The following is a 15,056-nucleotide window of genomic DNA, read 5'->3' on the forward strand; positions in this document are numbered from 1 at the left end:
GCTGGATAGATTTGCAGATTAACGGATACCTTGGCAATCGGTTTTGGTCAACGGACAGGCTGAATCAGGCGGTTCACTCTCCGCTACTGCATGAATATGCGGGGAGTGGGGTGGTGCGGCGGGCGATCGGTCCGGCCCGACCCCTGCCCGCGGCCCGGGGGCTCGGCTACTGTGCGAGCTGGACGCACCGTGTTCGAAGAGCCGACAGACCGTCAGCAGACCACCGGGAGGCCGCCGTATGAGCCCGATCGCCGTCGTCGGAGCGGGTCAGGCCGGCCTGCAGCTCGCGCTCGGGCTGGTGGACGACGGGTACGAGGTGACGCTGGTCGCCGAGCGCACCCCGGAGCAGGTCCGGGGCGGGCGGGTGCTGTCCACCCAGGCGATGTTCGGCCCGGCACTGCGGATCGAGGCGGCGGCCGGGTTGGACCACTGGGCGGGCGAGGCCCCGGCGGTGGACTCGGTGGACGCGGCGCTCGTCGCGCCGCCCGGCACCCGGGCCCTGGAGTTCACCATGACCCTGGACGAGCCCGCCCGGTCGGTGGACCAGCGGATCAAGCTCGCGCACTGGCTGGAGTTGCTCGCCGAACGCGGCGGCCGGATCGAGTACCGCTCGCTGGACCGGGCCGGGCTGCACGAGCTGGCCCGGCGGCACCGGCTCACCGTGGTCGCGACCGGGCGCGGCGAACTGGCCGGGATCTTCGAACGCGACGCCGCGCGCTCGCCGTTCGACCGGCCGCAGCGCGCGCTGTCCTGCCTGTACGCGCACGGCGTCGGCTCGCCGGACCCGGCCGCCGGGCCCAGGGCCCGGATGTACGCCCTGCCCGGCCTGGGCGAGCTGTACCTCCAGCCCGCCCTGACCCGCTCCGGCCCCTGCGACATCCTGCTCTGGGAGGCGCTGCCCGGCGGACCGCTGGACGTGTTCGGCGACGGCCCCGCGCCCGACGTCCAACTCGACCGGATCCGGGCGCTGTTGGCCGCGTACCTGCCCTGGGAGGCGGAGCTCTGGCAGGCCGCCGAGCCGACCGACGCCGGGGCCGGGCTGTGGGGCGCGGTGACCCCGGTGGTCCGTCGCCCGGTGGCCGAACTCGGCTCCGGCGTCGACGCGGTGCACGTGCTGGGCCTGGGTGACGCGGTGGTGGTCAACGACCCGATCACCGGGCAGGGCGCCAATGGCGCCGCCCGCGCGGCGGAGGCGTATCGGCGGGCGATCCGCGAGCACGGCGACGCGCCGTTCACCGCGGACTGGATGTGCCGCACCGCCGAGCGCTTCTGGCAGCGACACGCCCGCCACAGCGTCGAGTTCACCGCCGCGATGCTGACCATGCCGGACCACCTGCAGGGGGTCTTCGCGGCCGCCGCCGAGCACCCGGAGGTCGCCCGGCGGCTGGCCAACACCTACGCCGAGCCGAGTGACCACGCCGCCTGGCTGGCCACGCCCGAACTGACCGCCGGGTACCTGTCGACGCTCGGCGGCTGACCGCAGGCTGGGCGGGGGAGCGTCACACCAGGTCGTAGGCCGTCGGCCCGCGCCCGGCCCAGATGGTGCGGGAGGCCTGCCCGGGGTAGCGGACGGTCTCCGGGGCGGCGCTCAGCACCCGGGTGAGCTGCCGCTCCGGCTCATGGGCGGCCCAGCCGGGCTCGCCGGTGGTGACGAACCGGGCCCAGGCCTGCCGCAGCTCCCGGGAGAGTTCGACGGCCTCCGGGGCGGGCGGGGCGCCGAGGAAGTGCCGGCCCATCGGGCTGTCCAGGGTGCCGAAGGCCAGCGGGACGTCCAGCCCGTGGCAGGCGCCGAACGCCCCGTCCAGTGCGGGGGCCGGGTAGCCGAGTTCGATGAGGTACGAGGTGCCGCCGGCCGCCGTGTTGCCCTCGGCGAGGTGGAGCGAGGGCATCCGGAACAGCGCGTCGGAGAAGACGGCTTCGACCAGGTCCCCGGGCGTGGCTGCGGGGAAGGCGGCGCGGTAGGCGTCCGGGCCGTCCGGGTGCGGGGCGAGCTGGTCCAGGGCGAGTCGGGCGTCCTGCTCGGTGAAGGTGCCGTGCCGGCCGGCCAGCACGGCGAACAGCCGGAACTCGTCCCGGGCGTGGCTGACCAGCAGCTCCGTCCCGGCGGCCCGCCCGGCGGACAGGGCGGCCCATGGCTCCTCGGGCAGCACCTCGCCGTCGACCACCGGGACGGTGGCGACGCCGGTGTGGGCGAGCCGCCCCCAGCGGGCGAGGTGCCCGGGGAGTTCGGTGCCGAGGTCGGTGACGGCCGCGGCCAGCCTCCAGGGGTCGACCTCGGCCAGGCCGGCGGCGGTGGGGGCGGCGCCGAGCCGCTCCGCCAGGGTGGCGGTGACCTCGGCGGCCAGCGCGGGGGTGGCGAGGTTGCCGCCGACGGAGTGGGCGATCGCCCGGTGGAACAGGCCGCGGGCCCGGGGCATGGTCAGCAGCGCGGCCACCGAGGAGGCCCCGGCGGACTGGCCCGCGATGGTCACCCGGCCGGGATCGCCGCCGAACGCGGCGATGTTGCGCTGCACCCACTCCAGGGCGGCGATCTGGTCGAGGAAGGCCCGGTTGGCGGGGGCGCCGTCGAGGAGCGCGAAGCCCTCCGCCCCCACCCGGTAGTTGATGCTCACCACGACCAGACCGGTCCGGGCCGTCTCGACCGGGTCGTACAGCGGGTCGGCGGCGGTGCCCGCGATGAAGCCGCCGCCGTGGATCCAGACCAGCACCGGCAGCCCGGCCGCGTCCGGGGTCGGGGTGCAGACGTTGAGCGTCAACCAGTTGGTGCCGGTGGTCGGTTCGGCCTGCAGCGGCCCGGACTGGGGGGCGACGGGGCCGAACTCGACGGCCTGGCGGACGCCGTCCCAGCGCTCGGGCGGGACGGGCGCGGCGAACCGCAGCGCTCCGACGGGCGGTCGGCCGTACGGGATGCCACGGAAGACGGCGAGGCCTCCGTCCAGGAGACCGCGGACGGCTCCCTCGGTGGTGTGGGCGACGGGCTGGACAAGCATGGGGCGCTCCTCCCTCGGAGTGCCCCAGCGTTATCGGTCGCCTGTATTATGTCAATCGTATTGGAGTGAGGGGGTCGTCGAGGAGAGCCGGGCCATGCCCAAGCAGGTGGACCACCAGGAGCGCCGAGAGACCATCGCCCGGGCGCTGTGGCGAGTCGTGGAACAGCGCGGCGCCACGCAGCTGACCCTGCGCGAGGTGGCCGGCGAGGCCGGGATCTCGCTCGGGCAGCTCCAGCACTACTTCCGCTCCCGGGCGGAACTGCTCGGCTTCGCGATGGACCTCGCCGGGGAGCGGAGCGGCCGGCGGGTCGCGCGGGCGCTGGCGGAGCTGGGCGAACGGCCGCACCCGCGGGCGGTGCTGCGGGCGATGCTGGTCGAACTGCTGCCGCTGCACCCGGACTCGCGGGTGACCAGCCGGATGAGCGCCGCCTACGTGCTGGAGGCGCTGCACGACGAGGAGGTCCACGCACGGGTGCGCGGCGGGCTGGTCCGGGGGCGGGAGGCGGTGGAGCGGGTGGTCCGGCAGGCGGTCGCCGACGGGCTGGTCCCGGCCGACCGCGACCCGCTGGTGGAGACGGACCTGCTGCTCGCGCTCACCGGATTCACCACGCTGCTGGAGCTGGACGTGGTCGAGCCGGACGCCGTGCTGACCGCCGTGGACCGGCACCTGGACCGGCTGTTCGCGGGGGCGGAGGGCGGGTCGGCCGGGTCGTGACGGCGGGGGAGGATCGCTCGGCGGGCCCGTGGCGGCGCGGGAGGGCCGGTCGGCCGCCCCGTGGCGGCGTGGGAGGCTGATGGGCGCCCACCGCCGTCTTCCAGGACGCCGACCCCGTGACCAGGAGCACCCGCATGGACCGACCCGTCGTCCTCCGCCTCGACGCCACCGCCTCCGGGCACCCGGCGGGCATCCTGGACGCCGCCGAGCAGGCCGAACGCCGGGGCATGGACCGGCTGGTGGTCGCCGAGACCGCCTACGACCCGTTCCTCCAGCTGGCCCGGGCCGCCGACCGCACCCGCGAGATCGAGCTGGCCACCGGGATCGCGGTGGCCTTCGCCCGCACCCCGATGACGCTGGCCTACCAGGCCTGGGGCCTGCACGCGGCCTCCGGCGGACGGGCCGTCATCGGGCTGGGCTCGCAGGTCAAGCCGCACATCGAGAAGCGCTTCGGGATGCCCTGGGACCGTCCGGCCGCCCGGATGCGGGAGTACGTGCACGCGGTGCGGGCGATCTGGCACAGCTGGCAGACCGGTGAACGGCTGCGGTTCCGGGGCGAGTTCTACACCCACACGGTGATGACGCCGGTCTTCTCGCCCGACCCGATCCCGGCCGGGGTGCCCCGGATCCTGCTCGCGGGCGTCGGGCCGCTGATGACCCGCACCGCCGGGGCGGTGGCCGACGGCTTCCTCGCCCACCCGTTCTCCTCCACCGCCTACCTGGCCGAGCAGGTGCTGCCCGGGCTGGTCGAGGCGCGCGGGCAGGCGGAGGCCGAGGGCGCCGGGTGGACCGGGCGGCCGTTCGAGATCGTCGGCAATGTGCTCACCGCCACCGGCCGGACGGAGGAGGAGCTGGCGGCCAACCGGGCCGGGGTGCGGGAGCGCCTCGCCTTCTACGCCTCCACCCCGGCCTACCGCCCGGTGCTCGCGCAGCACGGCTGGGAGGGCCTCCAGGAGGAGCTGCACACCCACTCGGTACGCGGGCGCTGGGCGGAGATGACGGCGCTGATCTCGGACGAGGTGTTCGACACCTTCGCGGTCTCCGGCACGGTGGAGGAGGCGGCCCGGGAGATCCACCGCCGGTACGCGGGGCTGGTCACCCGGCTGTCCGTCAACCTGCCGGAGGACGCGGACCAGGAGCTCGGCCTGGACGTGCTGGCGGCGGTGCGCGCGCTGGGCTGAGGCGGGCATCGGGCTGAGGCGGCGCGCCGGGTTTGAGGTGAGCGGGGCTGGGGGGCCGGGGGTGAGCGGGGCTCGGTAGCTGCGACGGGCGAGCGAAAGCGGCCAGGGTTCCGTCCTTGCGGGGCGGTGACCGGTCATGAACCGATCAAGAAAGGTCACCTTCCGGCAAGCGGCCCCCGGCGGCCCGTCCGGGCGGCAGGATCGCGCTAGCAGGTGGACCGTGCCGGGCGGCGCGCATCTGTCATGCCTTGGCCATCCGCCGACGATCGTGGGGGTGCCCGCGTGTCCGTGTCCGACGATCGCCTGGTCGATGACGACCCGTACGGGGAATGGGGGCCCGTCGAGGACGACGAACTGGCCGACCTCGACGAGTTCCTACGCGTCTGCGCCGACCTGACCGGCTTCGACGTCCCCGACCTGCGCGCCACCGGGATGGCGCACGAACACCACCGGACCACCCTGGCCCACCGGGTCCGGGACGAGCACGCCCTGGTCCACCTCTGGTACGTCGGCGCCTGGCCCGGCGAGGCCCCCAGCTCCGCCCGCGCCCACGACCAGGGACTGGTCTGGCGGACGTTCCGGGCCAGACCGCCCGGCGCCGCCGCCCCCGGCCACGGCAGCTGGGCCGAGGCGCCGCTCGGGGGTGAGCAGCGGTGAGCGCCCAGCGGGTCGGCACCGGGAGCGAGGACGCGCACTGGGACGCCGTGGTCGTCGGCGCGGGCTTCGCCGGGAGCCTGGTCGCCCAGCGCCTCGGCGCCCGGGGCTGGCGGGTCCTCGTCCTGGAGGCCGGACGTACCGCGCCCACCGCAGCCGAGACCGCCACCGCCCACCGCGCGGCCGGCGGCGGCCCGCCCACCGCGCCGTACCCGCACAACCCCGACGCGCCGTCACCCGACGTCACCGACCTCACCGGCCACCCCGACGGCGGCTTCACCGCCACCGGGTACCTCCGGCAGTACGGCCCGCTGCCCTACGCCAGCGGCTACCTGCGCGCCAACGGCGGCACCGGACTGCTCTGGACCGGCCTCGCCCCGCGCATGCACCCCGAGGACTTCCGCACCGGCGAGCTCGGCCACGGCCGCGACTGGCCGATCGGCTACCACGACCTGGAACCGCACTACCGCGACGCCGAACGGGAACTCGGCGTCGCCGCCGACGCCGAGGAACAGCGCCAGGCCGTCGGCCTGCCCATCCCGGACGACTACGCCTTCCCGATGCGGGCCATCCCGGCCAGCTACCTCGACCGGCGACTCGCCGACGCCCTCGACGGTCGGACGGTGCACGACCCCGCCGCGCCCGACCCGGCCCGGCTCGCCGTGACCTCCACCCCGCACGCCCGCAACGGCCGGCCCACCCGCCCCGGCACCGGCCACGGCCCGCTCTGCGCGGGCAGTGCCAGCTGCGTCCCGGTCTGCCCGAGCGGCGCCAAGTACACCCCGCTGCGCACCCAGGCCCGCTGGGCCCCGGCCGTCGAACTGCGCACCGAGGCCGTGGTCGGCCGGGTGCTCGCCGACCCGGTGACCGGACGGGCCACCGGAGTCGAGTACCTGGCCGGCGGGGCCACCCACCGGGTGACCGCCGACCTGGTGGTGCTCGCCGCGCACGCGATCGAGAACGCCCGACTGCTGCTGCTGTCCGGCCTGGCCAACCGCAGCGACCAGGTCGGCCGCAACCTGATGGACCACCCCGCGCTGCTCACCTGGGGGCTGATGCCCGACCAGGTCGGCCCGTACCGGGGGCCCGGCTCCACCGGCGGGCTGGAGGCCTTCCGCTTCGGTGGGGCCCGGCGCCGCCGGGCGCCGTTCCGGATCGAGATCGGCAACTGGGGCTGGTCCTGGGCCGGCGGCAGCCCCGAGGCCGAGGCCGCCGCGCTGCTCGCCGCCGGACTGCGCGGCAAGGAACTGCGCGAACGCCTCGGCGACCGGCTGGGGCGGCAGTTCTCGCTCCAGTTCGAGCTGGAGCAGCCCGCCGACCCGGCCAACCGGGTCACCCTCGACCCGCACCGGCGCGACCCGCTCGGCCTGCCCGCCCCCGCCATCCACTACGACCTGGACGGCTACGTGCGGGAGGGCATGGTCTCCGCCCGCGCCGTCTCCGACCAGCTCTTCGCCCTGCTCGGTGCCGAGGACCACACCGCCTACCCCGGCGCCGGCTGGCCAGGCCGGCTGGAGCACCGGGGCGAGGTGTACGGCTACCGGGGCGCGGGCCACGCCGGCGGCACCCACCTGATGGGCGACGCGCCCGGCACCTCGGTGGTCGACCAGTGGCAGCGCTGCTGGGACCACCCCAACCTGTACGCCGTCGGCTGCGGCTCGATGCCCTCGCTCGGCACCTCCAACCCCTCGCTCACCATGGCCGCCCTCGCGCTGCGCAGTGCCGGACGGATGCACCAGGACCTGCTGGCGCTGCGTCGGCCGGCGACCCTCTCCGTCCAGCCCTTGCGTTCCGTCCCCTCCGTCCCCTCCGCACCTTCCGCGTGTTCCTCGCCTTCCTCGCTTTCGGAGCCCTCATGACCGGCCTGCCGCTGCCGCCCGTCCCGGAGCCCTACTGCCTGCCCTTCCACTACGGCGCGCTGCACAACATCGGCGTCGACTACCTGGTGGAGCCCGAGCAGGCCCGCCGACTGCTCGACAAGCGCCACCCCGGCCTGGCCGTCGCGGCCTTCGACGGCGGGGCCTGCGTCTCGCTCAACTACCAGCTGTACTTCGCCCAGTACCCCAACGGCGGAGGCATCACCGAGGAGCTGGAGATCAACCTGATCGCCCACCCGGTGTTCGCGGAGGACCGCGTCCCGGTGGTCAACTACGGTCAGTACGCCCGGGGTTACGACCAGACCAAGCTGCTCGGCATCGCCCGGCTGCACGTGCTGTGCGACAATCCGCTGGCCATCGACGCCGGGCGCCGGCTGTACGCCGAACCCAAGCACCCCGGCTGGTTCGAGACCACCCTGCCCTCGCTCAACGCGCCCGCCGTGCGCGAGCGGTGGAGCGTCTCCTGCCGCCGGGCCGAACTGGGCGCGGACGGGCCGGGTGAGGGCGGGCCTGGCGTGGGCGGGCCTGGCGAGGGCGGGCTGCGTCGGCACCAGGAGGAGATCCTCGCCCTGGACGTCGACCTGACCGGCCTCACCCCGGAGTCCGTCAGCAGCACCCCGATCACCGGCTACGGCACCGACGACGAGGGCAAGCTGCTGGCCGGCCCGCTCAATGTCCACCAGCCCTACCGCTACTACGCGTTGGACGACCGCACCGCCGGCCGGGTCCGGCTCGACCTCGGCAATCCCGCCGAGGAGGCCGCCCGCGACCTCGCCCTGCTGATCGGCGACGCCCCGGCCGCCGGGGTGTGGACCTACCAGTCCGCGCCGGTGGCCGCCCACCAGCGCCCGTACTACGTCCGGTGACGGGCGCCCCCTACCCGGCCGGCAGCACCGCCGTACGCCGGGACGTCGTGGGCGGCCGGATCTGGACGGCCATGCCGTACACCGTGCTCGCGGACGACGGCACCACCCTGACCCTGACCGCCCGCCCCGGCACCGAGAGCCTCGCCCCCGCCAGCTGGACCGCCTCCCGGCGACACGGCGACGTCGCCGCCCGCAGACGCGGCATCGACGACCTCGCCGCCGGGAGCTGGGAGCTCGACCACTGGGTCTGGCGCGACACCGTGGTGATCAGCCGCTTCACCGCTGGGGAGCCGTACAGCGTGCACCGGTTCCTCAGCCCCGAGGGCCGCCCGCTGCGCTGGTACGTCAACTTCGAGCTGCCGTACCGGCGGACGGCCATCGGCATCGACACCTTCGACCTCTACCTGGACCTGGTCGTCACCCCCGACCTCGCCTCCCACACCTGGAAGGACGAGGACGAGTACGCCGAGGCCCGGCGGCTCGGCGTGATCGACGAGGCCACCCACCGCGAAGTGGACCGGGCCCGCGACCATGCCCTCGCCCAACTCCGGGACCGCACCGGCCCGTTCGCACCCGACCCGGCGGCCTGGACGCTCCCCGCACCGGGCCCGCTGCCCGTCCTGCCGGCCGCCGCCCTCAGCATCCCGACAGCCCGCTGGGGGTAGGCTCGCGTTCCGACATGGGCGACACACACGTGGACGGACCGAGCGACATCGAGGCGCTCGACCACCTGCACGAACCCGGGGCCTACCTGCGACTGGCCGAACGGACCGCGGACCCCGGGGTGCTGCGCGTGCTGGGCCGGTGCGAGTACCCGTTCGTCTGGCACGCGATCGCCCGGAACGCCGCCGCGCCCGTCGACGTGCTGGTCGCCCTGGCACCCCGGCGGCACGACACCTGGAACGACAACTGCCTGCTGAAGCTGCTCGCTGCCCACCCCGAGCTCACCGGCACGGCCCTGGACGGGCTGGTCGAGCTGGTGGGCGCTCGACTGGAGGAGGGCGAGCGCCCGTACGCGGCGGTGCTGGAGCTGGCCCGGCGGCCGGAGCTGTCGGACGAACGGCTGAGCCGGCTGGGGCACCTGCCGGGTGCCTCCAGCCGGCTCCGCCGGGGGATCAGCCGGGCGCTGGTGGCCCGCCCGCCCGGCTGAGCTCGGCCGGCGGCTGCCCGTCGGCCGGGACCGGCGCGGGGGTTCGGGCCCAGCGCCCGGCGAGGACGGTGCCGACGACCAGTTGGAGCTGGTGGTAGGCCATCAGCGGCAGCACCATCACCCCCGCCTCCGACCCGAACAGCACGGTGGCCATCGGCAGCCCGTTGGCCAGGCTCTTCTGCGAGCCGCACAGCATCGCCGCGATCGCCGCCGGGCGGTCCAGCCCCAGCCCGCGCGCGCCGAGCCCGGTGACCGCCAGGGCCGCGGCCAGCAGGGCCAGCAGTACCACGAGCATCCCGAGCAGGGCGACGGGCGTCGCCTGGTGCCAGATGCCCTGGGCCACCGCCGCGCTGAACGCCGTGTAGACGACCAGCAGGATCGAACCGCGGTCCACCGGGGTCAGCAGCCGTTTGTGACGGGCCACCAGGTCGCCGATTCGCGGCCGCAGCACCTGCCCGAGCAGGAACGGCGCCAGCAACTGGGCCCCGATCCGCAGCAGCCCGTCCGCCGACAGCCCGGCGTGCGAGCCCAGCAGCCCGGCGACCAGCAGCGGGGTGAGCAGCAGCCCGGCGAGGCTGGAGTACGTCCCGGCGCAGATCGCCGCCGGGACGTCACCCCGGGCGGCCCCGGTGAGCGCCACCGAGGACTGCACCGTGGACGGCACCAGGCAGAGGAACAGCACCCCCGCCTGCAACTGTTCGGTCAGCGGAACCGGCGTCAGCAGCGCCGTGGCCAGCCCGAGCAGCGGGAAGAGACCGAAGGTGGCGGCGAGCACCAGGCCGTGCAGTCTCAGGCGGCGCAGCCCGGCCAGGGTCTCGCGGGTGGACAGCCGGGCGCCGTAGAGGAAGAACAGCAGCGCCACCGCGGTGTCACAGGCCGCCCCGGCGACCCGGGCCGAGGCGCCGGAGGCCGGGAACAGCGCGGCCAGTGCGACCGCCCCGGCCAGTGCGAGCAGGTACGGGTCGAACCTGTGCCACCATCGTGCGCGGGCCGGCCCTTCGGTGTGGGCCGGTCCTTCGGCGTGGGCCGGCCCTTCGGTGCGGACTGTCATGGCGGACCCCCGCCGCCGGCCAGACCGTTGGCCAGACCACCGCCCAGACCTCCGACCAGTGATCCGGCACCGTCGTGGTCGCTCCCCGCCGAGCCGCCGCCCTGCTGGACGTTGGCCGTACGGTCGATCTCCAGCCAGGAGTCGGCGTTCGAGTTGTCGATGACCGTGACCAGGCTGCCACCGGCGACGGCCGGGGCCGCGCCGACCGCGAGCAGGGCGCACGCCCCGGTCAGCCCCAGGACGGTGGCCCGCAGCGCGGCGGCCGCCGCGCGCGGGGCGGGGCGGCGCGGCCCGGGACTCAAGCCGTCACGTCCGCGAGGCGGCGGGAGCGTGCGATGTTCCGCTCCAGCAGCTCGGTGGACTCCCGCACACCGACCGGCCTGCTCTCCCCGGCCGGGGCGGGCAGCCGCCCGTCGGCGGTCTTCAGTCCGGTGAGCGCCTCGTCGATCGCCCGGTGGGCCGCGAACAGGCACGGGGTGCTGTAGATCGCCACGTCGACGCCGAGCTCGGTCAGCTCGGAGAGCGACAGTCGGGGGGACTTGCCGCCCGCGATCTGGTTGAAGAGCAGCGGCTTGTCGCCGACCTCCTTGCGGATCCGGCGGATCCACTCCTCGCTGCGCACGCCGTCGACGAGCACCACGTCGGCATCCGTCTCGGCGAGCGCGCGGGCGCGGCGCAGGATGTCCTGCTCGTCCGTGGCGTCGGTGCGGGCGACCACCAGCAGGTCGGTGCGGTCGGCGAGGACGAGTTCGAGCTTCGTCAGGTACTCCTCCAGCGGGAGGACCTGCTTGCCGTCGGCGTGCCCGCAGCGGCGCGGGCGCTTCTGGTCCTCCAGGATCACGCCGGAGGCGCCGATGGCCTCCAGCCGCCGCACGACGTGGCAGGCGACCTCGGGATCGACGTAGCCGTCGTCGATGTCGACCAGCAGGTGGTGCCGCGGGAACGCGCCGCGCAGCCGTTCGACGAACGCGACCATGTCGGGCCAGGCGATGAACCCGATGTCCGGCAGGCCGTAGTAGGAGGCGGCGAAGCCGAAGCCGGAGACGAACATGCCGTCGTAGTGCTCGGCCGCGATGGAGGCCGAGTACATGTCGTGGACGCCGATCAGGGGCGTGGTCCCCTGGTCCGCGATCGCCGCGCGGAGCCGCTGCCCGGGGCCCGCAGGGGTGGAGGAAGCGTGGAACACAGGTCTCTCCTCACTCGCAAGGACTTTGCCTGGACTTGGTGATCTCAAGACCAAGGCGAGGTGTCATCACTATGAGGTCTTTAATGTTCCTTGGGCAAACCTTTAAGGGTGATTCACCCGTGTGAGTGAGTGGATTTTCGACAATTAATTAGTCGTATGAATAAAACGCCCGGGTGGCGTCAGGCCGGTGCGCCCCGAGGCATGCCGGTGGACCCGACGGCTGTGCCGGCGGGTCCGGAACCGGCCGGGGTCTGCGGGCCGAGTTGTGGGTCCGGGGTCAGGCGCTCGGGGTGGGGCGGACGGCGCGGCGCTCGCGGAGGGTGTGCAGGACCCGGCGGGTGGCCCGGGTGGCGACCGGGGGCAGCAGGTCCAGGGCGAGCCGGCGCGGGGTGGAGCGCCGGAGCTGGGCGGGCGTCTTGACCTGGTAGTTCAGTCGCAGCACCCGGTGGCCGGCGATGACGTCCTCGTCGACGGCGTAGTCCTCGGCCCGCCAGTCGCGCTCCAGCAGCACCTGCCGGGCGGCGTCGGCGTCGCCCCAGGTGCCGTAGAACTTCATCGGGGTGAGCAGCACCGGGCGCAGACCGCCGGTGAACACCGCCTCCCAGACGGCGGCCGAGACGCCCGGGGTGTGTTCGGAGCGGTAGTCGTCCAGCGAGACCAGGCCGTTCTCGGTCAGCGCCGACCTGGCCACCCGGATGTCCCCGCTGACGTGCTCGTACAGGTGCGAGGCGTCGACGTGGACGAAGCGGCAGCTGCCCGCCGGGATCCGGCCGTCGGCCAGGACGGAGGTCGGCGCCTGGACGATCTCCGGCAACTCGCTGTGGAAGGCCAGGTAGTTGGACTCGAAGGCGCTGCGGGTGAGCGTCTTGCGGTAGGACATCGCCATTTCGGCGGCGTTGTCGGCGTCCCCCGCCTCGGAGTCGAAGAGGTCGCAGACGGTCAGCCGCTCGCCCGGCCGGAGGTGGTCCCCGAGCAGCACGGCGCTGCGGCCGAGGTAGCTGCCGAGCTCCAGGATGTCCCCGGTGACCCCGGCCGCCGTCTGGGCGGACAGGAGATGGGAGAACGCGGCCCGGTCCAGCCCGAAGAACCAGCCCGGGATGTCGTCCCGCTTGATCGGGGCGGCGCTCGCGGCGGCGGTCACTTCACTTGGCACGGCTGCCTCCAAGGCGGGCGGGGCGCGGTGGTGGGTCACGCCGCGGAAGGCGCCGAGGTCGTGAGACGGATCATCATAGCGAGGCCCGGGCGCCCCGGGGCCGGGTGCCGAAAGGTGCAAGTCCGGTCCACCGCCCCGGTGTTCGACGCGGGGTCGCGGACGGGCGGCCGGTCCCGGCCGGTCCCGGCCGGTGGACCGCCCGCGGTACCGGTCGTTCGGGTCCTACCGGTCGCGCGCGGCCTCCGCGCCCTCCAATTCGGCGACGGTCTCGGCCAGCCAGGCCCGCTCGGCGGCGCCGGAGGCCCGGGCGACCAGCAGCATGCCGCGCCGGAACGGGTTCGGCTCGCGCTCGGCGGTGACCGGCCGGCCGGCCCCGTCGTAGAAGAAGCTGCTCGGGGCCTCCAGGAAGGCCAGCCGGCGGCGGAGGACGGCGGCTTGCCGGGCCGGGTCGGCGAGTTGGTGGAGGAAGGCGGCGAGGGTGAAGAAGCGGATCTGGTCGGTGATTTCGGCCTGTTCCGGGTCGGCCAGCCGCCGCAGCAGGTCCGTCCGGCCCTCCCGGGTGAGTTCCAGGGTCTGGCGCGGGGCGGCCCCGGTGCCGGGCTCGGTGCGGCGGTGCAGCAGTCCGGCCTTCTCCAGCCGGGTGATCGCCGGGTAGAGCGCGCCGTCGCTGACCGGCCGGACGTGGCCGGTCAGCCCGGTGATCCGGGACTTGAGTTCGTAGCCGTGCAGGGGCTGGTCGTACAGGAAGCCGAGGATCGCGAGGGTCAGCACGGTCGGAGCCCTTTCGTCGGAGTGCGCCCCATGATGCGCCCCATCCCGCGGTGGTGCTACCTCTTGTCGTGGTACATCGAATCGATGTATATCCATTCGAGGCAGCTGCCGCGGTGGAGCGTGCGGCGCGAGAAGAGGGGGGTGGCCATGCGCGAACAGTCGTTCCGGCTGGCCGTACTGGCCGGTCCGGTCTACGCCGAACTGCTGTCCGGGGTGATCGCGACGGTGATCGGCACACTGTGGGTGGCCGGCCTCGGCGGAGCCGCCGTCGCCGCCGTCACCCTGGCCGGAACCCTGGAGAACCTGCTGCTCGGACTCGTCCTGGTGGTGTCCTCCGGCGTCAGCGTCCGGCTCGCCCGCGCCCTCGGCGCCGGCGACCGCGACGAGGCCGCCCGTACCACCCGCGCCGCCTGGCGGCTCTGCGCCCTCGGCAGCCTCGCCCTCGCCACCCCCGGCTACCTGCTGCGGGACCGGATCGCCGCCGCGTTCCTCGACGGTGAGGCCGCCGCCCGGGCGGCCGACTACCTCACCGTCGCCTTCCCGGCCTTCGCGCTGTTCTTCGCCCAACGCGTCGCCGACGAACTCTTCAAGGGCGCCGGGGACACCCGCACCCCGATGCGGATCGCCCTGCTCTCCAACGCCCTGCTGCTCGTCCTCGACCCGCTGCTGATCCTCGGCCCCGGCCCGCTGCCCGCCCTCGGCGTCCCGGGCGCGGCCATCGCCCTGGCCGCCTCCCGGGCGGTCGCCCTCGCCGTCACCCTGCGGCTACGGCCCCGCACCGGCGGGCCGGTCGCGGGCGTCGGCGCGGCCGCCGCCCGGATCCTGCGGGCCGGCGCGCCCTACGGCCTGGACTTCACCGCCCGGATGGCCGTCGGCACCGCCCAACTCGGCCTGGTCGCCGGCTTCGGCGTCGCGGCGGTCGCCGGGTACGGCATCGGCTACCGGCTCCTGCTCGTCCTCACCATGGCCTTCTACGCGCTGCGCCAGGCCACCGCCATCCAGGCCGCCCGGCTCGCCGGCGCCGGCGCGGACGCCCCACTGGACGCCCTCCACCGGGCCACCGCCCGTTTCGCCGTCCTCCTGGGCGCCGTCGCGGCCCTGCTCGCGGCCTGCGCGGCCGGCCCGTTGACCGCCCTGTTCACCGACGACCCGGCGGTGACCGCCCGTTCCACCGGTTTCCTTCACCTGGCGGCCCTCTACCTGCTCCCGTACGCCCCGGCCGTCGCCCTCGGCGGCTACCACCAGGCCACCGGCGCCGGCCGGCCGCTGGTGCTGTCCGCGGTCGCCGGCCTCGGCACCCAACTCGCCACCGCGGTGGCCCTGTCGGGACCGCTCGGGGTGAACGGGGTGTGGCTCGGCCAGGCCGTCGGGGCGGTGGTGCAGCTGGGGCTGCTGGTGGCGCTGACCCGGGGCGGGGGTGCCCGGGTGGCGGTGGCGGTCGAGTGAGACGGGTGGGCCCTCG

15 protein-coding genes are annotated in these 15,056 nt (G+C 74.9%); 9 read left to right on the forward strand and 6 right to left on the reverse strand.

Annotated features, from left to right (window positions below; genetic code table 11):
- Positions 1-238 precede the first annotated feature (238 nt).
- A complete protein-coding gene (locus tag ACFWIS_RS05995) occupies positions 239-1,477 on the forward strand; it encodes a styrene monooxygenase/indole monooxygenase family protein (RefSeq protein WP_380458138.1) in 1,239 nt (412 codons plus the stop codon).
- Between the two features lie 22 nt (positions 1,478-1,499).
- Here the strand turns inward: ACFWIS_RS05995 and ACFWIS_RS06000 are convergent, their stop codons facing one another.
- Entirely contained in the window at positions 1,500-2,990 is a 1,491-nt protein-coding gene (locus tag ACFWIS_RS06000) for a carboxylesterase/lipase family protein (RefSeq protein WP_380458140.1), read from the reverse strand.
- Positions 2,991-3,084: 94 nt separating this feature from the next.
- Between ACFWIS_RS06000 and ACFWIS_RS06005 the strand changes: the two genes are divergently transcribed.
- The 7 genes from ACFWIS_RS06005 (at position 3,085) to ACFWIS_RS06035 (ending at position 9,433) form a co-directional block, all read left to right on the forward strand.
- Entirely contained in the window at positions 3,085-3,705 is a 621-nt protein-coding gene (locus ACFWIS_RS06005; protein WP_380458142.1) for a TetR/AcrR family transcriptional regulator, read from the forward strand.
- A gap of 134 nt (positions 3,706-3,839) precedes the next feature.
- Positions 3,840-4,886 carry a TIGR03617 family F420-dependent LLM class oxidoreductase gene (locus ACFWIS_RS06010; protein ID WP_380458144.1) on the forward strand — a complete coding sequence of 349 codons (1,047 nt, stop codon included), beginning with the start codon at positions 3,840-3,842 and terminating at the stop codon, positions 4,884-4,886.
- Positions 4,887-5,174: 288 nt separating this feature from the next.
- Positions 5,175-5,543 carry a hypothetical protein gene (locus tag ACFWIS_RS06015; protein WP_380458146.1) on the forward strand — a complete coding sequence of 123 codons (369 nt, stop codon included), beginning with the start codon at positions 5,175-5,177 and terminating at the stop codon, positions 5,541-5,543.
- Positions 5,540-7,399: a GMC family oxidoreductase gene (locus tag ACFWIS_RS06020; protein ID WP_380458148.1), complete on the forward strand. Its 1,860-nt coding sequence runs from the start codon at positions 5,540-5,542 to the stop codon at positions 7,397-7,399. The genes ACFWIS_RS06015 and ACFWIS_RS06020 overlap by 4 nt, the downstream gene beginning before the upstream one ends.
- Entirely contained in the window at positions 7,396-8,283 is an 888-nt protein-coding gene (locus ACFWIS_RS06025; RefSeq protein ID WP_380458150.1) for a hypothetical protein, read from the forward strand. The genes ACFWIS_RS06020 and ACFWIS_RS06025 overlap by 4 nt, the downstream gene beginning before the upstream one ends.
- A complete protein-coding gene (locus ACFWIS_RS06030; protein WP_380458152.1) occupies positions 8,280-8,948 on the forward strand; it encodes a DUF402 domain-containing protein in 669 nt (222 codons plus the stop codon). The genes ACFWIS_RS06025 and ACFWIS_RS06030 overlap by 4 nt, the downstream gene beginning before the upstream one ends.
- Positions 8,949-8,962: 14 nt before the next feature.
- Positions 8,963-9,433: a hypothetical protein gene (locus ACFWIS_RS06035; RefSeq protein ID WP_380458154.1), complete on the forward strand. Its 471-nt coding sequence runs from the start codon at positions 8,963-8,965 to the stop codon at positions 9,431-9,433.
- Here the strand turns inward: ACFWIS_RS06035 and ACFWIS_RS06040 are convergent.
- The 5 genes from ACFWIS_RS06040 to ACFWIS_RS06060 all read right to left on the reverse strand — a co-directional run bounded on the left by ACFWIS_RS06040 (position 9,399) and on the right by ACFWIS_RS06060 (position 13,594).
- Positions 9,399-10,484, reverse strand: a complete 1,086-nt coding sequence (locus ACFWIS_RS06040; protein ID WP_380458155.1) for a bile acid:sodium symporter family protein — start codon at positions 10,482-10,484, stop codon at positions 9,399-9,401. The genes ACFWIS_RS06035 and ACFWIS_RS06040 overlap by 35 nt on opposite strands.
- Positions 10,481-10,786: a hypothetical protein gene (locus tag ACFWIS_RS06045; protein ID WP_380458156.1), complete on the reverse strand. Its 306-nt coding sequence runs from the start codon at positions 10,784-10,786 to the stop codon at positions 10,481-10,483. The genes ACFWIS_RS06040 and ACFWIS_RS06045 overlap by 4 nt, the downstream gene beginning before the upstream one ends.
- On the reverse strand, positions 10,783-11,670 hold the full coding sequence (locus ACFWIS_RS06050) for an oxaloacetate decarboxylase (protein WP_380458158.1): 888 nt from the start codon (positions 11,668-11,670) through the stop codon (positions 10,783-10,785). Before ACFWIS_RS06050 ends, ACFWIS_RS06045 begins: the two co-directional genes overlap by 4 nt.
- A 277-nt stretch (positions 11,671-11,947) precedes the next feature.
- Positions 11,948-12,823 (reverse strand): class I SAM-dependent methyltransferase, encoded by an 876-nt coding sequence (locus ACFWIS_RS06055; RefSeq protein ID WP_380458160.1) that lies wholly within the window; start codon positions 12,821-12,823, stop codon positions 11,948-11,950.
- Between the two features lie 222 nt (positions 12,824-13,045).
- Positions 13,046-13,594: a PadR family transcriptional regulator gene (locus tag ACFWIS_RS06060; protein WP_380458162.1), complete on the reverse strand. Its 549-nt coding sequence runs from the start codon at positions 13,592-13,594 to the stop codon at positions 13,046-13,048.
- Between the two features lie 147 nt (positions 13,595-13,741).
- Between ACFWIS_RS06060 and ACFWIS_RS06065 the strand changes: the two genes are divergently transcribed.
- A complete protein-coding gene (locus ACFWIS_RS06065) occupies positions 13,742-15,040 on the forward strand; it encodes an MATE family efflux transporter (protein WP_380458164.1) in 1,299 nt (432 codons plus the stop codon).
- Positions 15,041-15,056: the final 16 nt, after the last annotated feature.

The organism is Kitasatospora sp. NPDC127060, assembly GCF_042724935.1.
Taxonomy (GTDB): Bacteria; Actinomycetota; Actinomycetes; order Streptomycetales; family Streptomycetaceae; genus Kitasatospora.